Here is a 16,489-nt window from a genome sequence, read left to right on the forward strand (position 1 = left end):
GTGGTGGCATGACATTCACGCACCGCATGGCGACCCTGGCCGCCGTCGTCCTGATACCCGTGGGCATCGCGGGCACGAGCTTCCTGCTCAGCGACGACCCCGCGGACCCGTCCGTCCCCTCGGAGGTCGAGCTCGAACGGGTCGGGGACCAGCAGGGCGGCGCGGAGACCGGCGGTGGTGGGGAGGCGGAGACCTCGTCGCCCACCGAGCCCGCCCCGCCCCGCGAGGACGTGGTCCCGCAGCCGTCCCCTACCGAGGGATCCGTCGATGACAGCCCGGACGACGACGCCGGAGACGACGCCGACGACGACGCGGACGACCGGGGCGACGACGCCGGCGGCGACGACGGGTGAGGAGGCCACCGGCCGCTTCCGGCTCTCGGCCCGCCTCCGCATACTCCTGTGGCTGCTGGTCGTGATGGCCGTCGCGCTGGCCACCGTGGTGCTCACCACCCGGTCGATCCTGCTGCGCGACGCCGAGGAGCGCGTCGACCAGCTCCTGGCCCAGGAGTCCTCGGAGTTCGCGAACTTCGTGGAACACGGCCGCGACCCGGGGACCGGCCGCCCGTTCACCGAACCGCGCGGGCTGCTGACCGTGTTCCTGGAACGCCAGTACCCGGAGCCGGCCGAGGAACTGCTCGGCTACATCCGCGAGTCCCCGCGCCCCCGCGTCATCCGCCAGCCCCGCGACATCGCCTCCCGGCTGCCGCTCTACCAGGACGGCGCCGCGCTGGAGCGGATCAGCGAGGACCCGGCGAGCACCGGCACCCTGCGCCGCGACACCGGCGTGGTGCGCTGGGCCAAGGTCCGCATCGACTACGGCCCCGACCGGCCGGCCGCCGTGTTCATCGTCGCCTCCCACGACGACCCGGCCGGCGACTCGGCGGAGAACGCCGTCCGCATCCTGGTGGTCATCTCCGGCGTCGCGCTGCTGATGAGCTGCGCCGTCGGCTGGGCGGTCGCCGGCCGGATCCTCGCCCCCGTGCGGCTGGTCCGCGCCACCGCGGCCCAGCTCACCGAACAGGACCTCACGCGCCGCATACCCATCCGCGGCCGCGACGACATCTCCGCGCTCGCCGAGACCTTCAACGCCATGCTCGACCGCCTGGAACGCGCCTTCGCCGCGCAGCGCGACTTCGTCGACGACGCCGGCCACGAACTGCGCACGCCCATCACCATCGTGCGCGGCCACCTGGAGCTGATGAGCGTCGAGGAGGGGCCGGCGGCCGCCGCCGAGCGGCGCGAGACGCTGCGCCTGGTCACCGACGAACTCGACCGCATGAGCCGCATCGTCGAGGACCTGCTGCTGCTCGCCACGGCGGAACGCCCCGACTTCGTCCGGGCCGCCCCCGTCCAACTCGCCGAGCTCACCGCCGACGTCTTCGTCAAGGCCAGGGCGCTCGGCGACCGCCGCTGGGAGCTGCCCGAGGTGGCCGAGCACGAGGTGGCGGTGGACGCCCAGCGCGTCACCCAGGCCGTGGTGCAGCTCGCGCAGAACGCGGTCCAGCACACCGGCCCCGGCCAGACCGTCAGGATCGGCTCACGGCTCGTGGCCGGCGACGTCGAGCTGTACGTGGCCGACACCGGGCCCGGCGTCGCGCCGCGGGACGCCGAGGTCATCTTCGAACGCTTCCGGCGCGGCACCAGCCGGCGCGGCGGCGAGCGCGGCGGCGCCGGACTCGGCCTGTCCATCGTCCGGGCCATCGCCCGAGGCCACCACGGCCGGGTCGAGCACCGGCCAACCCCGGGCGGCGGCGCCACCTTCGTCCTCGTCCTGCCGGTCCAGCAGAGCCAGCACGTCCAGCATGTCCAGCGTCTTCAGGAGTCGGAGTGAACCGCATCCTCATCGCCGAGGACGAGGAACGCATCGCGTCCTTCGTCGAGAAGGGCCTGCGGGCCAACGGCTTCGTCACCACCGTCGCCTCCGACGGCGACACCGCGCTCGGCCAGGCCCGCGGCGGCGGCTTCGACCTGGTCGTCCTCGACATCGGCCTGCCGGGCAGGGACGGCTTCACGGTGCTGCGCGAGCTGCGGGAGGCCCGGGTCACCCTCCCGGTGATCGTGCTGACCGCCCGCGACTCGGTGCGGGACACCGTGGCAGGGCTCGAAGGCGGGGCCGACGACTGGATGACCAAACCCTTCCGCTTCGAGGAACTGCTGGCCCGGGTGCGGCTGCGCCTGCGCACCGCGGCCCGCGCCCCGGAGGTGACGGTGCTGCGCTGCGGCGACCTCAGCCTTGACCTGCGCACCCGCCGGGCCCGCGCGGGGGAGTCCCTGGTCGACCTGTCGGCGCGGGAGTTCGTGCTCCTCGAACTCTTCCTCCGCCACCCCGGACAGGTGCTGTCGAGGGAACAGATCCTCTCCCACGTGTGGGGGTACGACTTCGACCCGGGCTCCAACATCGTCGACGTCTACGTGCGGGCGCTCCGCAAGAAGCTGGGCGCCCACCGGGTGGAGACCATCCGCGGCATGGGATACCGGCTGCCGCACCCGGACTGACCCGTTCCGCTCCCGGCCGAGGTCCGGACGAGGTGCGGCGTCTCCCAGATGCTGCGTTTCTTAAATGAACTGTCTCTCATGAACGGTTCATCCACCGCTCACCGCCGGTTCGAACACTGGTCGGGTGACCCTCACCAACCGGCAGGCCGCCACCCTCTGCGTGGCGCTGAGCGTGTGCGGACTGCTGCTCGTCCCGACCAACTTCCCCGGCCTGAGCGGTGACGCCCGACTCACGCTCGTGGTGTTCGCCCTGGCCACCTGCGCCTGGATCGGCACGCCCATCGACGACACCTATGTGGCGCTGGGCGCCGGCCTCGCCCTGACCATCACCGGCGTGGTCAGCGCCGACACCCTGTTCGCCACCCTCGGCGACCCAACCGTCTGGCTGTTGATCTGCGCCTTCGTGCTGGCCGCCGCGGTGGCCCGCAGCGGCCTTGCCGCCCGCGCCGCCGCGTTCCTCGTCACCGGGGCGCGCACCGTGCGGCAGTTGACGCACCTCACCACGGCGGCCCTCGTCGTCACGGCCTTCGCGATCCCCGCGACCTCCGGGCGGGCCGCCCTCGCGCTGCCCGTCTTCCTCGCCCTCGCCAGGGCGCTGGCCGGCCGACCCCGGCTCGTCGTCGCCCTCGCGCTGCTCTTCCCCACCGTCATCCTGCTGTCCGCCGTCGCCACCCTGATCGGCGCCGGTGCCCACCTCATCACCGTCTCGGTGCTCTGGGAGAGCACCGGCGAACGCATCGGCTTCCACGAGTGGTTGCTGCTCGGGCTGCCGCTGGCCGTGGTCTCCTCCCACCTCGCCGCCGAGGTCGTCCTGCTGACCACCACCCGGCGCGCCGACCGCCGCGGCCCGGTCCACCTCGCCGTCGAGGACATCCAACGCCACACCGAGCAGCGGGTGACCGGCCCGCTGAGCCAGGCCGAGACCCGCTGCGCGGGGCTGCTGGCCAGCGTCGTCCTGCTGTGGTGCAGCGAGCCCCTGCACGGGGTGCCGCCCGCGCTGGTCGCGCTCATCGGGGCCGTCGTCATCACCGCGCCCGCCCTCGGCACCATCAGGCTGAAGGACGCGCTGGCCACCGTGCCCTGGTCGCTGCTGCTGTTCATGGCGGCCACCATGGCGATGGGCGTCGCGCTGTCCGACTCCGGCGCCGCCGGCTGGCTGACGTCGGGACTGCCGGGCGACGCCACGGTCCCCGCCTGGCTCTTCCTGGCCGTCGTCGTCACCGTCAGCACCGCCGCCCACCTGGTGCTCCAGTCGCGTTCCGCGCGCTCCAGCGTCCTGGTGCCCCTGGTGGTCGCCTCCGCCGCCGCCTGCGGCGTGGACCCGGTCGCCGCCGCCCTGGCCTCCACGGCGGCGGCCGGCTTCTGCCACACGCTGCCCGCCTCCGCCAAGCCGGTGGCGCTCTTCGCCGACGTGCCGGACACCCCCACCTACACGCCCCGTGACCTGCTGCGCCTGTCCGCCGTCCTGGGACCGCTGACCGCCGCCCTGGTCCTGGCGTTCGCGCTCGCCGTGTGGCCGTTGCTCGGCGTCGCGCCCTGAGAGACAACCGAAGACAACGAGGAGACAACCGTGTACCGATTCGTCGTGGCGCCCAGCGGCATGAAGGAGTCGCTGTCCGCCGCCGAGGCCGCCGAGGCCATCGCCGAAGGGCTGTTGCGCGCCGTGCCCGACGCCGTCGTCGACCTGCTGCCGCTGGTCGACGGCGGCGAGGGCACGGCGCGGGCGCTGGCCGCGGCGGCCGGCGGCCGGCTCGTCCCGCGGCTCGCCACCGGACCGGTCGGCGATCCGGTGGACACCCACTTCGCGCTCCTGCCCGACGCCCCGGGCGCGCCGGGCACCGCGGTCGTGGAGATGGCCGCCGTGGCCGGACTGGCGCTGGTCCCGGCCGGCCGCCGCGACCCGACCGCCACCACCACCCGGGGCGTGGGCGAACTGCTCCGCGCCGCCCTCGACACGGGGGCCCGACGCGTCCTGGTCGGCTGTGGCGACTCGGGCACCTCGGACGGCGGGGCGGGCGCCCTGCAGGCGCTCGGCGCCCGGCTGTTGGACGCCCGGGGCCGCGAACTGCCCCCGGGCGGCGGGGCCTTGCGCCGCCTGGCGCGGATCGACGCCACCGGTCTCGACCCCCGCCTCACGGGCACCGAGATCACCGTCGCGGTCAACCCGCACAACGTGCTGTGCGGACCGCGCGGGGTGGCACGGGTCTTCGGCCCGCAGAAGGGCGCCACCCCCGCCCAGACCGAGGATCTCTCGGCGGCCCTCGACCACTGGGCGGACGTGCTGGAACGCGACCTCGGTCCGCTGGACGTGGACCTCCGCACCGGCGCGGGCACCGGCGCGTCCGGCGGCCTCGGGGCGGGCCTGGCCGCGCTCGGCGCCCGACTGCTGCCACGGTTCCGGGTGTTCCTCGACCACCTGGACCTCGACGCCACGCTCGCCGGCGCCGACCTCGTCGTCACCGCGGAGGGCGCGCTCGACGCGCAGACGCCGTTCGGCAAGATCCCCGGCGAGGTGGCGCGCCGCGCCCGGGCGCACGGCGTGCCCGTGCTGGCGCTCGCCGGCACCATCGGGGAGGGCGCCAGGGAACTCCACCTGACCGGCGTGGACGCCTACAGCGGCATCCTGCCCGCACCCGTCGGCCTGCCGGAGGCACTGGCCCGCGGCGGGGAGTTCCTGGCGGACGCCGCCGAACGCGCCCTGCGCATGGTCCTGATCGGCAGCCGGCTCGCGGCACGCGCCTGATCAGGGGGTGAGCAGCCCGTCGAGGAACGCGTTGCCGAACACGCCGTGCGGGTCGAGGCGGCGCAGCGTCTCGACGCCCTCGGCCCACTGGCCCTCGCCGTAGGACGCCGGCACCGCCGTGCCGATGACCTCCGGGTCCGCCCAGGCCGTGGTGTCGGTGTAGCCCCAGCCCTTCGACCACTCGACGCGGGTCAGCGCGTGGCCGCCGTCGAAGGTCGTGAGGCAGAACCGTTCCAACTCCCGGTAGAACTCGGCCGCCCCGGGCGTGCCCGGCAGGGTCAGCACGTCGACCCAGACCGCGCAGTCGAACTCGGGGTGGTCCGGGTGCGGGCGGACCACCGAGAGCAGCGGGGGCCTGGCCCCGGGCGCCGCGACGTCCGAGGCCTGGTCGAGACCGCCGACCCGGATCTCCACCTGCCCGTTCACCGGGAACCGCCCCTCCCGCGCCCACGCGTCGAGGCGCTCCCGGTAGAAGCCGGCGAACTCCGAGATCACCCGCTGCACGTCCGCCCGCCGGGTGAGGATGGCGTAGCCGTTGGCGGTCTCCCGCAGCGTGGTCGGCCGCAGGTAGAACATCAGGTGGTGCGAGGCGCCCCACAGGTCGCCGGCGAGCGTCGCCGTGAGACCGGTCGCCGCGACGGTGTACTGCAACGCCCCCAGCGTCGGCGCGAGATACCAGGCGGCGTCGGCCACCAGCTGACCGGCGAGCCGGGACACGGCGGTGGGCACCGAGTCGCTGAACGGGTAGTTGTACGGGCCGAGCACCGGGCGCGAGGTGGCCGGCCGCTCGGGGCTCAGGCTCCACACCTTCAGCCAGGGCCGGTCGGTGAAGGCGAACCAGATGGTCTCCACCCGCCCGCCGGCGGCCAGGAAGTCGGCGAACGTCCGCCCGCCGGCGGCCGCCGCGCTCCCGGGCGCGGCGAACAGCTCGTCGGCCGGCACGTCGACCCGGCTGACGCAGCGCATCGCGCTCTCCTCGCCCGCCTGGAGCACGGCCTCCACCACGAAGCTCCGGCCCAGGTGCGCGGCGAGCGCGTCGCACTCCGGGTCCCGGCCGCGCTCGAAGGTGCGCAGCACGTACGCGCCGCTCGCCTCGTCCCACACCACGGCGGTCACGGCGAGCACCAGGTTGCTGAGGGTGCCGTAGGTGTGGCCGGGGCGCGCGGTCTCGCCGTCGGCGGGGACGCTGGTGCCGTGGGCGTCGATGGCGAGGGTGCCGCCGAGCGTCAGCTCACCGGGCGCGGGGGTGTTGGTCACGCCGAGCCTGTGCTCGGCGAGGAACCCCAGCAGCGTCTCCAGCGTCACGCCGGTCTGGGCCCGGACCGCGCCGGGCGCCCCGGCGGGCGGCGGCACGAGCTCGGTCGCCGTCAGGTGCGCCGTCGCGTCGACCAGCAGCACCCGGGCGTCGGGGGCGGTCTCGGGGGTGATGGTCAGCGGCGACCAGGTGTGGGCCTTGCCGCGGGGGCGGAGCCGCCAGCCCTCGGCGTGGGCCCAGTTGGCGAGGTCGACGATCTCGGCCCCGGTGCGCGGCGCGCAGGTCCACAGGCCGGGGTGGGCGATCTCGCCCGCCCAGTTGAGGTAGGGGGAGCGATGGGCCGTCAGGCCGCCCGGCAGGCTCGGCGCCGCGCCGTCCGCGGCGGCCGACCCGGTGGGTATCCGGGCCGCAAGGCCCATCGCCCCGGCGGCGGCAGCGGTGCGCAGCACGCCGCGACGGGAAGGTAATCCTGGTTTGGTCGACATGACACAGAAAGGTAGGGGCCCGCGCCGCCCGCACGGAACCCCGCGACACCGCCCGGCCGGCGGGGCCGTGGCTCACGGCGTGGCCGGGAGGTGCGGGAACAGGGCGCGGAGACGCGCCGGATCGGGGGCGACGAACACGGCCTCGGCGGTCACCAGCGCGGTGTCCGGGGTGGCCTCGGTGGCGATCGAGCCGTCGACATGGAGCTTGCGGCCCTCGGTCCGCGCGACCCGGGCGGCGATCCGCAGCGGCGTGCCCACCGGGACGGGGCCGTGGTAACGCAGTCGGAGGGAGATGGTCATGGCGGGCGCGCCGGCCGCCGCGCAGGCGTGGCCCATGAGCTCGTCCAGGAGCATGGCGCTCATGCCGCCGTGCGCGTAGCCGGGCGGCCCCTCGTGGGCGATGCCGAGGACGCACCGGCCGACGAGGCCGGCGGCCTCCGGGACGACCTCCACGGGCGGGGCGAGCGGACTGCCGGGGCCGGTGACCGGGCTGTACATCCGCGGCCCGCCGGGGAACTCGTCCACGGCCGGGATCTCCGCCCGTACCCGCTGGCCGCCGCCCGTCAACTCCGCGGTGAGGCGGCGGACGTGGTCCGCGACGTGCCGCAGGGTTGCGTCCGGCGCGGTGGTGCGCACGGCGGCGTCCACCAGGGCCCGGAGCTCGTGGCCGAGTTCGCCGACCGCCGTGCGCCGGCGCGCCAGCTCCTCGTCCGTCGGGCGTGGGGTGCCGCCGTTCGTCGCCGGCGGTTCTGCCAGGGGTGGGTTCATCGCTCGTCTCTGTGCGGTCGGGGTCGGGGTGGCGTGCGGGGAGTTCCTACCCGCGCCCGGCCGACCTCCCCCCCCCGGTCACCGGGCCCGGCGCGTGGGCCGTGGCCGCTCGGGGGCGGGCTCCGCCGGGGCGATGACCCGGGACTGGACGTGCTCGTAGGCCAGGATCGTCTGCACGTCGGCCACCTCCCGCCGCTCCGTCAGGCGGTCGATGACGAAGGCGTACACGCCGTTCACGTCCGGCACCGCGATGTGCAGCAGGAAGTCGTAGGCGCCGGAGGTGACGAACATGGCGATCACCTCAGGCAGTTGCTGAGCCCACTCCCGGAAGCCCTCGATGACGGGCCGGGCCGGGGGCCGGATCCGCACCGAGATCAGCGCCTGCACGGGGCGCCCGACCGCCGTCAGGTCGAGCGCCGCGTGGTAGCCGGTGATGAGGCCCCGCTCCCTCAACAGCCGCACCCGCTCCAGCGACGTCGAGGGCGAGACCCCCGTCTTCGCCGCCAGGTCGCGGTTGGTCTGCCGTGCGTCGTTCTGCAGCTCCCGCAGCAGGGCGAGGTCCACCGCATCAAGTTCCATGTTTCCGTCCACTTGCCTGAGGAAGTTCGCTGTACGACTCGCGAGGTCGCACGAATATCTAACCTTTGGGCCCGGTGGCGGCGGAACCACGGACCCGCGGGGACGGTCGCCGTCGCACGCCCGTCCGCCCCTTCGAACCGGGAGAGCCAGCCATGTCCGCACCCGAACTGACCAGCGAGGACATCCGCACCGACCGTTCCACCCGGCAGGCGAGGCTCAAGTGGGTCCTCGTCGTCGACGAGGCCCTCCCGCCGGGGCGGCAGGCCAACGCCGCCGCCTGCGTCGCCGCCTATGTCGGCCGGCGCCTGCCCGCGCTCCTGGGAGCCGACGGCGAGGACGCCGACGGTCACCGCCACACCGGGCTGCCCTGGGGCGGTTGCTCGGTCCTGGCCGCCGACTCCGCGACGCTGAGCGCCCTGCGCGCCAAGGCGGCCGGGAAGGAGGACGTGCTCGTCGTCGACATGCCCGTGTTCGCGCAGCAGGTGCGGGTCTACGACCAGTACCTGGAGCGGCTCTCCGGCACCAAGGCCGCTGACCTGACCTACTGCGCGGTCGGTCTTCTCGGCCCGCGCAACCGCGTCGACAGGTTGGTCGGAAGGCTTCCGCTGCTCCCCTGACCCCGGGGCGACTCAGGGGCGGATCAGGGGAATCCCCGATGGTCCGGGGCGGCGGTGTGGCCTCACCCTCGAATAGCCGATATCGATTACCCGGCATCGACTATGTGTCGGGTGGTCCGATCGGCCTTCGCCGAGTCGACCGAGGGAGAGAACCACCGATGACCGACCACGCCTCCGCCACCCGGCGGCGGCCAGCCATGGGCAGCAGGGGCGCGCTCCTCACCCTGTGCTGCTACGCCGTCCTCGTGCTCGCCCTCGCCCTGTTACCGCCCTCGGTGCCGGGCGCGCTGCGGTTCCCCGAGGCCCGCGGCCCCGTGTGGCTCGTCTGCTCCGCCCTGGCCTGCGGCATCGTCCTGCTGCTCACCACCAGGGACCGCCCGCCCCGGCGGACCGTGCTGCTCCTCGGCTGGGCGCTGTTCCTGCTCACCACGGCCCAGGCGTTCGTCGTCACCGAACTGCTCGCCCTGGCCGGGCTCTACGCCGCCGCTCCGGTGCTGGCCTCGCTCACCGGACAGCTCACCGGCCGGCCCAGGAAGGCGCTCCTGGTGGTGCACGTGGTCTCCTCGGCCTGCTGGATCGGGGTGGCCCTGATGATGTCGGCGGTCGGCGTCACGGCGCTGGCCGGTGACGACATCGACACCGTCGCCGCCTCCTACCACCTGATGGAGACGTTCGACGTCACGCTGCTCGGCTGGCTCAACTTCACCGCCACCCTGTCGGGCATCGGCGTCGGCATGACCTCGCAGTGGGGTGTGCTGCGGCACTACTGGGTGGCCGCCAAGCTCGTCATCTCCCTCGCGGTGCTGTTCCTGGCCTTCGGCTGGGTGCACGACACGCTCGAGGCGACCGCCGTCGAGGCCGAGCGGCTCGCGGCGACCGGCGGCGGCGTCGTCCAGCTCGGCGGCTCGCCCGCCACCGTGGCCGCCGGGTTCGGCTTCGCCTTCCTCCAACTGCTCCTCGCCATGCTGCTCTCCCTCTACAAGCCGGGCGGCCGGACGCGGCGCGGTCGGCGCGCCCTGGCGGCCCGCCGCGCCGCCAGGACACCGGCGGCCCCCGTCCCCGGCTGACCGGGCAGCGCACGCCACGAACCCCCGGAACACCCGAAGCGAACGGAGACCGAGCCATGAACGACTCCACGCACGACTCCACGCACGACGACGCACTCGAAAGGCGCCGGCTGCTCGGCCGGGCCGGCGCGGCGGCCGCGACCCTCGCCGCGGCCGGCGGCGCCGGCGCCCTCGGCGCCGGAACGGCCCGGGGCGCCGAGCCGGAGCCGGCCAGCACGGCCCACGACCGGGGACGGCTGCCGCGCCTGTTCACCCACCCGGTGATCGGCAGCTGGCGCGGCACGGTCAGCCGCTCCGACGGCGAGGTCGAGCAGACGCTGCTCGGCTTCTACCCGGGCGGCATGTTCACCGCCTTCACCGACGGCTTCCACGTGGCCGTCGGCCGGTGGGCGGACCGTGGCGACACCCGCGTGACGTTCGGCCTGTGGCAGGTCCTGCCGGTCGACCTGTACGGCCGGCCGCACGCCTACCAGGGGGAGGTGCGGGCCCTGCACGAGGCGGAGTTGACCGGGGACACCCTCGTCTCCCGGGGCGTCGGCAAGGGCATCGACCTGACGGGCGAGGTGCTGCTCACCGTGGACGTCGAGGTCCGGGCCACCCGCTTCGGGCTGACGCTGCCCGGCGAGTGACGGGACCCGGCCCGGGCCCGCCCCGTGCCCGGGCCGGGCCCGGTGGTTCAATCGGATCCCGCCCCACCGAGGAGGTCCGTTGCCGCAGGAACGCCGGAAGGTCGGCAACCCGCTCGCGCTCGCCGTGCTGGCCTTCCTGGCCCAGCGGCCCATGCACCCCTACGAGATCGGGCGGCTCCTGAAGGACCGGAACCTTCAGGAGAGCGTCAAGTACCGCGCCAGCTCCCTCTACATGGTCGTCGAGCAGCTGGAGCGGGACGGCTACGTGGTCCCCGGCGAGACCAGCAGGGAGGGCCGCCGCCCCGAACGCACCACCTACGAGCTCACCGACGCCGGTCGCGCCGAGCTGACGGAGCGGATGCGGGAGCTGGTCTCCACCCCGACCAAGGAGTACCCCAGGTTCCAGTCGGCGCTGGCGCTCCTGGTGGTGTTGGCCCCCGACGAGGTGCTCCAGCTGCTCGGGCAGCGCCGTCACCGTCTCGCCGCGCGCGGCGCGGAGATCAGGGCCCGGCTGGACGCGGCGCTCGGCAGGGGAGTGGACCGGGTGTTCCTCATCGAGCACGAGTACGAACTCGCCCTGCTGGAGGCCGAGGAGACCTTCGTGCGCCGGCTGGCCGAGCTGGTCCACGAGAACCCGCCGGGCTTCGGCGAGCTCTGGCACTCGCTGCACACCGACGACGGGCACTGACGTCCCGGGAACCCTCGACGCGGACTCTGGAACGATCTCCGACGATGCAGTAGGGTCGCGAAAATTCGCCACGGCGACCGGCCGCGAGCCGCAAGAACTCGGGGGTAACTGATGGACGCGGGCTCGATATTCCTGTGGGAGCTGCTGGGGACATCGGTGCTGATCCTGCTGGGCACCGGTGTCGTCGCGAACCACGTGTTACGGAGGACCAACGGCAACGGCGGCGGCCCGCTCTTCATCAACGTCGGGTGGGGTTTCGCCGTGTTCGCGGGTGCGAGCGTCGCCGCGCCGAGCGGCGCCCACCTCAACCCGGCGCTCACGCTCAGCCTGGCCGTCGCGGACCGCACCGAGTGGGCGGACGTGCCCGTCTACCTGGTCGCCCAGCTGCTCGGCGGCGTCCTCGGCGCGCTGCTCTGCTGGGCCACCTACAAGCTCCAGTTCGACGACCACCCGGAGCCCGGCGGCACCCTGGGCATCTTCGCCACCGCCCCGCAGATCCCCGACCGGCTCTGGAACGTGGTCACCGAGGCCGTCGGTACCTTCGTGCTCGTGGCGTTCGTGCTGTTCTCACCCGCCTTCAGGACCACCGAGGGCGGCATCCCGGACTTCGGCAACTCCGCGCTGGGATACGCCGGGGTGGCCTTCGTCGTGATCGTGATCGGCACCTCGCTGGGCGGCCCCACGGGGTACGCCATCAACCCCGCCCGTGACCTGGGCCCCCGGATCGCCTACGCGTTCCTGATGCCCATCAAGGGCAAGGGCGCCGCGCAGTGGGGTTACTCCTGGGTCCCCGTCGTCGGCCCGATCGTCGGCGGCGTGCTCGCCGCGCTGCTCTTCCTGGCCTATCCGGCCGCGTGATCCCGGCCGACCTCGCGCCGCCGCCCGCGCGGTTCCCGCGAACGCCGCGGACCCCCCCGGGCGCTCAGGCGGTGTTGGCGGTCCCGGCGGCGGAGGGGAGCGTGCTCGCCTGGGTCAGGCGGTAGCGGGAGGGCGGGATGCCGTAGTGGTCGACGAAGGCCTGACGAAGGGTCTCCGCGGAGCCGAAACCGCAGCGGGTGGCGATGGCGGACATGGGCAGGGACGTGGCGGCCAGCAGTTGGGCCGCGGCCTCGGCGCGGGCCCGGCGCACGAAGCGACCCGGGGTCTCGCCCAGTTCCTTCAGGAACAGCCGCGTCAGGTGGCGCTCGCTCACCCCCGCGGCCGCCGCGAGGGTGGCCGTGGCCAGGTCGGCCCCCAGGTGGCCGGTGACATGCTCCACGACCCGCCTGACCAGCCCGTCACCGAGCGGCGGGCTTTCGGTGAACATGCTCATCTGCGCCTGGTTGCCCGGCCGTTGCAGGTAGGTCACCAGGTAGCGGGCCACCGTCCTGGCGAGGGCGGCCCCGTGGTCCTCCTCGATGAAGGCGAGGGTCAGGTCGAGGGCGCTGGTGACGCCGGCGGCCGTGGCGACGTGTCCGTCCCGGACGAAGATCGGACGGGCGTCGACGGTCACCGCCGGATGGCGGGCCGCGAGCTCGGGCGCGTACTCCCAGTGGGTGGTGGCACGGCGGCCGTCGAGCAGTCCGGCGGCGGCCAGGATCTCCGCGCCCGTGCACACCGAGGCGACCCGGCGGCTCTCGCGCGCCAGGCGCCGCACATGGCCGACGACCACCCTGCTGGCGGCCGCCTCCTCGTGGCCGATCCCCCCGGAGACGACCAGCGTGTCCAGCGGCCCGGTGACGCGTTCGATGGCCTGTTGGCCCTGCAGCGTCAGCCCCGTCGCGCAGGTGACGGGCAGCCCCGAGGGCGTCGCCAGCGACACGTCGTACGGCGGGGCGGCGCCGTGATGGTTCGCCATGATCAGGCTCGACGTCACGCAGGCGATGTCGAGCAACTCCGCGGCGTGGTACCCGACCACGACCACCCGTCGTCCGGTCACGGCACGACCCTACGGCGGAAGGACGGGGAACCCAAGTATTCGGTCCTGTTCCCGCCGGAGCCGGGACGAAGTCCCCGGGGTGACGGGACCGTTGCGGCATGACCAGTACCCGTGTCACCAGCTCCACGACAGACGTCCACTCCGACACCCACTCCGACCTCCGGCGACCGCGGCGGAGCTGGCGGCGGTTCGCGCTGCACTACGTCGAGATGATCCTCGCCATGTTCGTCGGGATGTTCGCGCTCGACCCGCTGTGGACCGCCGCCGGCCTCGATCCCTCCTACGACCACGAGCCCGAACTCGCCTCCCTGCTCATGGCGTTCGACATGTCGGTGGGCATGGCCCTGTGGATGCGCTTCCGCGGCCACGCCTGGGCGCCGACGCTGGAGATGTGCGGCGCCATGTTCGCCCCTCTCGTGCCCCTGTTCCCGCTGCTGTGGGCGGGCGCCGTCGACGGCATGACCGTGATGATGGTGGCGCACGTGGCGATGTTCCCGCTCATGCTGGCGGTGATGCTCAGGCGCCGCGACGAGTACGCCGGCTCCCACGCCCACCACCGGGCCCGGAAGGGCGCGGAGGTTTCGGCGGGCCGTGATCGGTGAGACGAACCGGCGGCGGTCCGTCGGGTGCGGCCTCCGCGGCGGCGCGGTGCCGCCGGGAGCCACGGGGGTCGCACCCGCGCCGCTCCGGATGCCGGCGGGGCACCCGCCGGCTACCGTGACGACAGTGGCATGCCTGGACGAAGGGAGTGTCGAGATGAACGACGGCGCGATGGACAGGGCCAAGGGCAGGGCGAAGGAGATGCTGGGCCGGATCACCGGCGACGACCGCAAGCGGGCCGAGGGCAGGACCGATCGGACCAGGGGCGGCCTGCGGGGCGCGGCGGAGAGCGCGCGGGAGAAGGCCAAGGGCGTCCGGGACTCCCTGCGGAACCAGCGTGACCGGTAGCCGCCGAACGCCCGCCAGAACGTCGGCGGCCCACCGAAGGCCGGGGGCCCCTCCCGAAAGGGAGGGGCCCCCGGCGCGTTCCGCACGGTGGGAACGGGAGCTTCGCGGCCGGAAGGCCGCCGCTCAGTACCGGCCCGCGGTGACCGGCTGACTCCGGTGCCACGACGAGCGCGCCACGGCCCCGCTGGCGGCGGCGAGCGCCGCCCCGATCAGAGCGGCCATCAGCTCGGTGTCGAAGAGGTCGACGACGGCACTGTGGATGAACAGAGCGCACAGCACGCCGGTCACGACGGCGAGCAGGGTCCAGACGAGTTGCATGGGTCCTTCCTCCTCCGGTCGGTGTGCCCGGGTTGGTTGGTCCGCTTTCTCCCGTTCGGGTGCCCCGTTATCAAACGGTTATGTCCCCTGATTTCAGGCCAAGTCGACGGGCCTCGGCTCGCGCACCATGAACACGTCCACCGGATCCTCGCCCTCGACGGTGAACCCGTGCCGCTCGTACAGCCGCCGGGCCGGGCTTCCCTGGAGCACGTTCAGCCGGACCGGGACGCCGTCGCGGTCGCACCGTTCGAGCAGCCCGCGCAGCACGGCCGTGCCGATGCCGGCGCCGTGCAGGCGCGGCGCCAGGTAGAAGTGCTCCAGCCAGCGGCAGTCCTCGGCCGGGCGCAACGCCACGCAGCCGGCGAGGGCGCCGCCCACCTCGATCACCCGGGTGTGCCCCGGCACGAACGCGTCCCGCAGCCGCTGCCTGACCCGCTGCTCGTCGTACCGCCCGAGCCGCTCCAGATCCGGCCGCATCACCACAGCCCGGAGGTCGGCCAACGCGTCGACGTCCGCCGCCGAGGCCGCCCGCGTCTCCCAGTCCGCCATCAGCAGACCCCGTCGCTCGGCCTGGGGTTGGCGAGGCCGAACAGCGGGCGCAGCCGCAGTCCCGCCCAGGTGCCGAGGAGGGCGGTGGCGCCCCAGATCCAGCCGTGCAGGCTGCCGGAGGAGATGCCGGCGAGGTAGGCGCCGATGTTGCAGCCGCCGGCCAGCCGGGCTCCGATGCCCATCAGGACGCCGCCGAGGACGGCGGCCACCGCGGTGCGCCACGGGATGCCACGGTGCAGGGCCCAGGTGCCGCCCAGGGAGGCGGCGACCGCGGCGCCGAGCATGATGCCGATGTCGGTGAGGCTGTTCTTGTCGGCGAGGATCGGACCGGCCAGCATGTCGGCGTTGCCCGGCTGCTGCCAGAAGGACCAGCTCTCGGGACGCGCACCGACCAGGCTTAGCGCCTCGCTGCCCCACAGCGCGAACGCGCTGGTCACCCCCCAGGCGCCGCCGGAGACCAGCAGGACCCCGGCGCCCAGCGCGGCCAGCACGACGGCGCCGGCGGCCAGCGGCCAGGAGCCGCGCAGCGCGCGGGCCGTCAGGCCGCCGCGGCTGGTGGGGACGGCGCCGGTCGGTGGCGGGGTGCGGCGGCGCTGGACGACGCGGGAGACCACCACGATCACCGCGAGCGCCGCGATCGTCGCCGCCCAGGAGCCGAACCAGCCGACGTGGTCGGAGAGCAGGAAGGGGTCGAACTGCCACGCCGCGATCGTCGAGCCGGCGATGAAGCCGCCCAGCGTGAGCACGATCGAGGACTGGCCCGAGCCGACCGCGAACAGCGTGCCGGACGCGCAGGCCCCGCCGAGCTGCATGCCGATGGCGAAGACGAAGGCGCCGAGCAGCAGGCCCACGCCGAGCGGTCCGGCGGACGGCGCGGGCTGCGAGCCGAACAGGCCGGTTCCGGTGCCGATGATCAGCGCGAACAGGGTCGCGGTGGTGCCGAGCAGCAGGGCGTGGGCGCGCAGCCCCGTGCCGTTGCCGACCGCGACGAGCTGCCGCCAGGCGGAGGTGAAGCCGAACCGGGAGTGGAACAGCGCGAAGCCGAGCCCGAGGCCGAGCAGCAGCAGGACCCCGGGCCTGGCGCCGTGCGCGGCGAACACATAGGCGCTGAGGCCGGCGCCGAGCAGCGCCGCGACGGCGAGCGGTATCCGCCGCACGGGCGGCGCCTCCGGCGCCTCGGGCGGCGGCGCGCTGGTGGGGGAGGGCGTGAGGAGCGGGGACAGCAGCGCGGCGGGCCGCCGTCGTGGTGCGACGTCGGCGGCCGGGCCTGGGGAGGGCGGGGAGGTGGTGGTCACGGAGGTCTCCATGAGGCGTGCTCGGGTGGGGAAGGGCGGGGAGAGACCGCGGAAGCGGGTCCGGGGCTCGCTCAGCGGCGACAGAGACCCTCGTCGACGCACCACGCCGAGCTCGCGAAGAGCGCGAGACAG

The 16,489-nt window shown here is 74.3% G+C and carries 19 protein-coding genes; 12 read left to right on the forward strand and 7 right to left on the reverse strand.

Features of this window, described 5'->3' with window-relative positions:
- Positions 1–8: 8 nt before the first annotated feature.
- The 5 genes from RNC47_RS05500 (at position 9) to RNC47_RS05520 (ending at position 5,241) form a co-directional block, all read left to right on the forward strand.
- On the forward strand, positions 9–353 hold the full coding sequence (locus tag RNC47_RS05500; RefSeq protein WP_311595981.1) for a small secreted hydrophilic protein: 345 nt from the start codon (positions 9–11) through the stop codon (positions 351–353).
- Entirely contained in the window at positions 268–1,833 is a 1,566-nt protein-coding gene (locus RNC47_RS05505) for a sensor histidine kinase (protein ID WP_311595983.1), read from the forward strand. Before RNC47_RS05500 ends, RNC47_RS05505 begins: the two co-directional genes overlap by 86 nt.
- On the forward strand, positions 1,830–2,498 hold the full coding sequence (locus RNC47_RS05510; RefSeq protein WP_311595985.1) for a response regulator transcription factor: 669 nt from the start codon (positions 1,830–1,832) through the stop codon (positions 2,496–2,498). The genes RNC47_RS05505 and RNC47_RS05510 overlap by 4 nt, the downstream gene beginning before the upstream one ends.
- Before the next feature lie 124 nt (positions 2,499–2,622).
- On the forward strand, positions 2,623–4,038 hold the full coding sequence (locus RNC47_RS05515; RefSeq protein ID WP_311595987.1) for an SLC13 family permease: 1,416 nt from the start codon (positions 2,623–2,625) through the stop codon (positions 4,036–4,038).
- A gap of 30 nt (positions 4,039–4,068) precedes the next feature.
- Positions 4,069–5,241: a glycerate kinase family protein gene (locus tag RNC47_RS05520; protein ID WP_311595989.1), complete on the forward strand. Its 1,173-nt coding sequence runs from the start codon at positions 4,069–4,071 to the stop codon at positions 5,239–5,241.
- On the opposite strand, the gene RNC47_RS05525 is transcribed toward RNC47_RS05520, so the two are convergent.
- The 3 genes from RNC47_RS05525 to RNC47_RS05535 form a co-directional block, all read right to left on the reverse strand.
- Positions 5,242–6,981 (reverse strand): cholesterol oxidase substrate-binding domain-containing protein, encoded by a 1,740-nt coding sequence (locus tag RNC47_RS05525; RefSeq protein ID WP_311595990.1) that lies wholly within the window; start codon positions 6,979–6,981, stop codon positions 5,242–5,244.
- Positions 6,982–7,053: 72 nt separating this feature from the next.
- Positions 7,054–7,749: a PaaI family thioesterase gene (locus RNC47_RS05530; protein WP_311595992.1), complete on the reverse strand. Its 696-nt coding sequence runs from the start codon at positions 7,747–7,749 to the stop codon at positions 7,054–7,056.
- A gap of 78 nt (positions 7,750–7,827) precedes the next feature.
- Positions 7,828–8,328, reverse strand: a complete 501-nt coding sequence (locus RNC47_RS05535; RefSeq protein WP_311595994.1) for an Lrp/AsnC family transcriptional regulator — start codon at positions 8,326–8,328, stop codon at positions 7,828–7,830.
- A gap of 152 nt (positions 8,329–8,480) precedes the next feature.
- On the opposite strand from RNC47_RS05535, the gene RNC47_RS05540 reads away from it, so the two are divergent.
- From RNC47_RS05540 to RNC47_RS05560, 5 genes are all read left to right on the forward strand, one after another.
- Positions 8,481–8,945, forward strand: coding sequence for a DUF2000 domain-containing protein (locus RNC47_RS05540; protein ID WP_311595996.1), 465 nt, complete (start codon positions 8,481–8,483; stop codon positions 8,943–8,945).
- Between the two features lie 158 nt (positions 8,946–9,103).
- Positions 9,104–10,012, forward strand: coding sequence for a hypothetical protein (locus RNC47_RS05545; protein ID WP_311595998.1), 909 nt, complete (start codon positions 9,104–9,106; stop codon positions 10,010–10,012).
- A gap of 56 nt (positions 10,013–10,068) precedes the next feature.
- Positions 10,069–10,641 carry a hypothetical protein gene (locus RNC47_RS05550; RefSeq protein WP_311595999.1) on the forward strand — a complete coding sequence of 191 codons (573 nt, stop codon included), beginning with the start codon at positions 10,069–10,071 and terminating at the stop codon, positions 10,639–10,641.
- A 79-nt stretch (positions 10,642–10,720) separates the two neighbouring features.
- Positions 10,721–11,329 carry a PadR family transcriptional regulator gene (locus RNC47_RS05555; protein WP_311596001.1) on the forward strand — a complete coding sequence of 203 codons (609 nt, stop codon included), beginning with the start codon at positions 10,721–10,723 and terminating at the stop codon, positions 11,327–11,329.
- 111 nt (positions 11,330–11,440) lie between these two features.
- Positions 11,441–12,187 carry an MIP/aquaporin family protein gene (locus RNC47_RS05560; protein ID WP_311596002.1) on the forward strand — a complete coding sequence of 249 codons (747 nt, stop codon included), beginning with the start codon at positions 11,441–11,443 and terminating at the stop codon, positions 12,185–12,187.
- A gap of 64 nt (positions 12,188–12,251) precedes the next feature.
- On the opposite strand, the gene RNC47_RS05565 is transcribed toward RNC47_RS05560, so the two are convergent.
- Positions 12,252–13,247, reverse strand: a complete 996-nt coding sequence (locus RNC47_RS05565; RefSeq protein ID WP_311596004.1) for a GlxA family transcriptional regulator — start codon at positions 13,245–13,247, stop codon at positions 12,252–12,254.
- A 98-nt stretch (positions 13,248–13,345) separates the two neighbouring features.
- On the opposite strand from RNC47_RS05565, the gene RNC47_RS05570 reads away from it, so the two are divergent.
- Together RNC47_RS05570 and RNC47_RS05575 are read left to right on the forward strand one after the other, a co-directional pair.
- Positions 13,346–13,849 (forward strand): hypothetical protein, encoded by a 504-nt coding sequence (locus RNC47_RS05570; RefSeq protein WP_311596006.1) that lies wholly within the window; start codon positions 13,346–13,348, stop codon positions 13,847–13,849.
- A 154-nt stretch (positions 13,850–14,003) separates the two neighbouring features.
- Positions 14,004–14,195, forward strand: coding sequence for a CsbD family protein (locus tag RNC47_RS05575; protein ID WP_311596007.1), 192 nt, complete (start codon positions 14,004–14,006; stop codon positions 14,193–14,195).
- 123 nt (positions 14,196–14,318) lie between these two features.
- Here the strand turns inward: RNC47_RS05575 and RNC47_RS05580 are convergent, their stop codons facing one another.
- The 3 genes from RNC47_RS05580 to RNC47_RS05590 form a co-directional block, all read right to left on the reverse strand.
- Positions 14,319–14,513 (reverse strand): hypothetical protein, encoded by a 195-nt coding sequence (locus RNC47_RS05580; protein ID WP_311596009.1) that lies wholly within the window; start codon positions 14,511–14,513, stop codon positions 14,319–14,321.
- Positions 14,514–14,606: 93 nt separating this feature from the next.
- Positions 14,607–15,062, reverse strand: coding sequence for a GNAT family N-acetyltransferase (locus tag RNC47_RS05585; protein WP_311596011.1), 456 nt, complete (start codon positions 15,060–15,062; stop codon positions 14,607–14,609).
- Positions 15,062–16,357, reverse strand: coding sequence for a YeeE/YedE family protein (locus RNC47_RS05590; protein ID WP_394814711.1), 1,296 nt, complete (start codon positions 16,355–16,357; stop codon positions 15,062–15,064). Before RNC47_RS05590 ends, RNC47_RS05585 begins: the two co-directional genes overlap by 1 nt.
- Positions 16,358–16,489 lie beyond the last annotated feature (132 nt).

It is taken from the genome of Streptomyces millisiae (genome assembly GCF_031845425.1).
Taxonomy (GTDB): domain Bacteria; phylum Actinomycetota; class Actinomycetes; order Streptomycetales; family Streptomycetaceae; genus Streptomyces; species Streptomyces millisiae.

Bases quoted from the DNA above. Each gene is read 5' to 3' on its own strand.
- RNC47_RS05500 (WP_311595981.1), top strand. From the start codon at position 9: ATGACATTCACGCACCGCATGGCGACCCTGGCCGCCGTCGTCCTGATA.
- RNC47_RS05505 (WP_311595983.1), top strand. From the start codon at position 268: ATGACAGCCCGGACGACGACGCCGGAGACGACGCCGACGACGACGCGG.
- RNC47_RS05525 (WP_311595990.1), bottom strand. From the start codon at position 6,981: ATGTCGACCAAACCAGGATTACCTTCCCGTCGCGGCGTGCTGCGCACC.
- RNC47_RS05530 (WP_311595992.1), bottom strand. From the start codon at position 7,749: ATGAACCCACCCCTGGCAGAACCGCCGGCGACGAACGGCGGCACCCCA.
- RNC47_RS05535 (WP_311595994.1), bottom strand. From the start codon at position 8,328: ATGGAACTTGATGCGGTGGACCTCGCCCTGCTGCGGGAGCTGCAGAAC.
- RNC47_RS05540 (WP_311595996.1), top strand. From the start codon at position 8,481: ATGTCCGCACCCGAACTGACCAGCGAGGACATCCGCACCGACCGTTCC.
- RNC47_RS05545 (WP_311595998.1), top strand. From the start codon at position 9,104: ATGACCGACCACGCCTCCGCCACCCGGCGGCGGCCAGCCATGGGCAGC.
- RNC47_RS05550 (WP_311595999.1), top strand. From the start codon at position 10,069: ATGAACGACTCCACGCACGACTCCACGCACGACGACGCACTCGAAAGG.
- RNC47_RS05560 (WP_311596002.1), top strand. From the start codon at position 11,441: ATGGACGCGGGCTCGATATTCCTGTGGGAGCTGCTGGGGACATCGGTG.
- RNC47_RS05570 (WP_311596006.1), top strand. From the start codon at position 13,346: ATGACCAGTACCCGTGTCACCAGCTCCACGACAGACGTCCACTCCGAC.
- RNC47_RS05575 (WP_311596007.1), top strand. From the start codon at position 14,004: ATGAACGACGGCGCGATGGACAGGGCCAAGGGCAGGGCGAAGGAGATG.
- RNC47_RS05580 (WP_311596009.1), bottom strand. From the start codon at position 14,513: ATGCAACTCGTCTGGACCCTGCTCGCCGTCGTGACCGGCGTGCTGTGC.
- RNC47_RS05585 (WP_311596011.1), bottom strand. From the start codon at position 15,062: ATGGCGGACTGGGAGACGCGGGCGGCCTCGGCGGCGGACGTCGACGCG.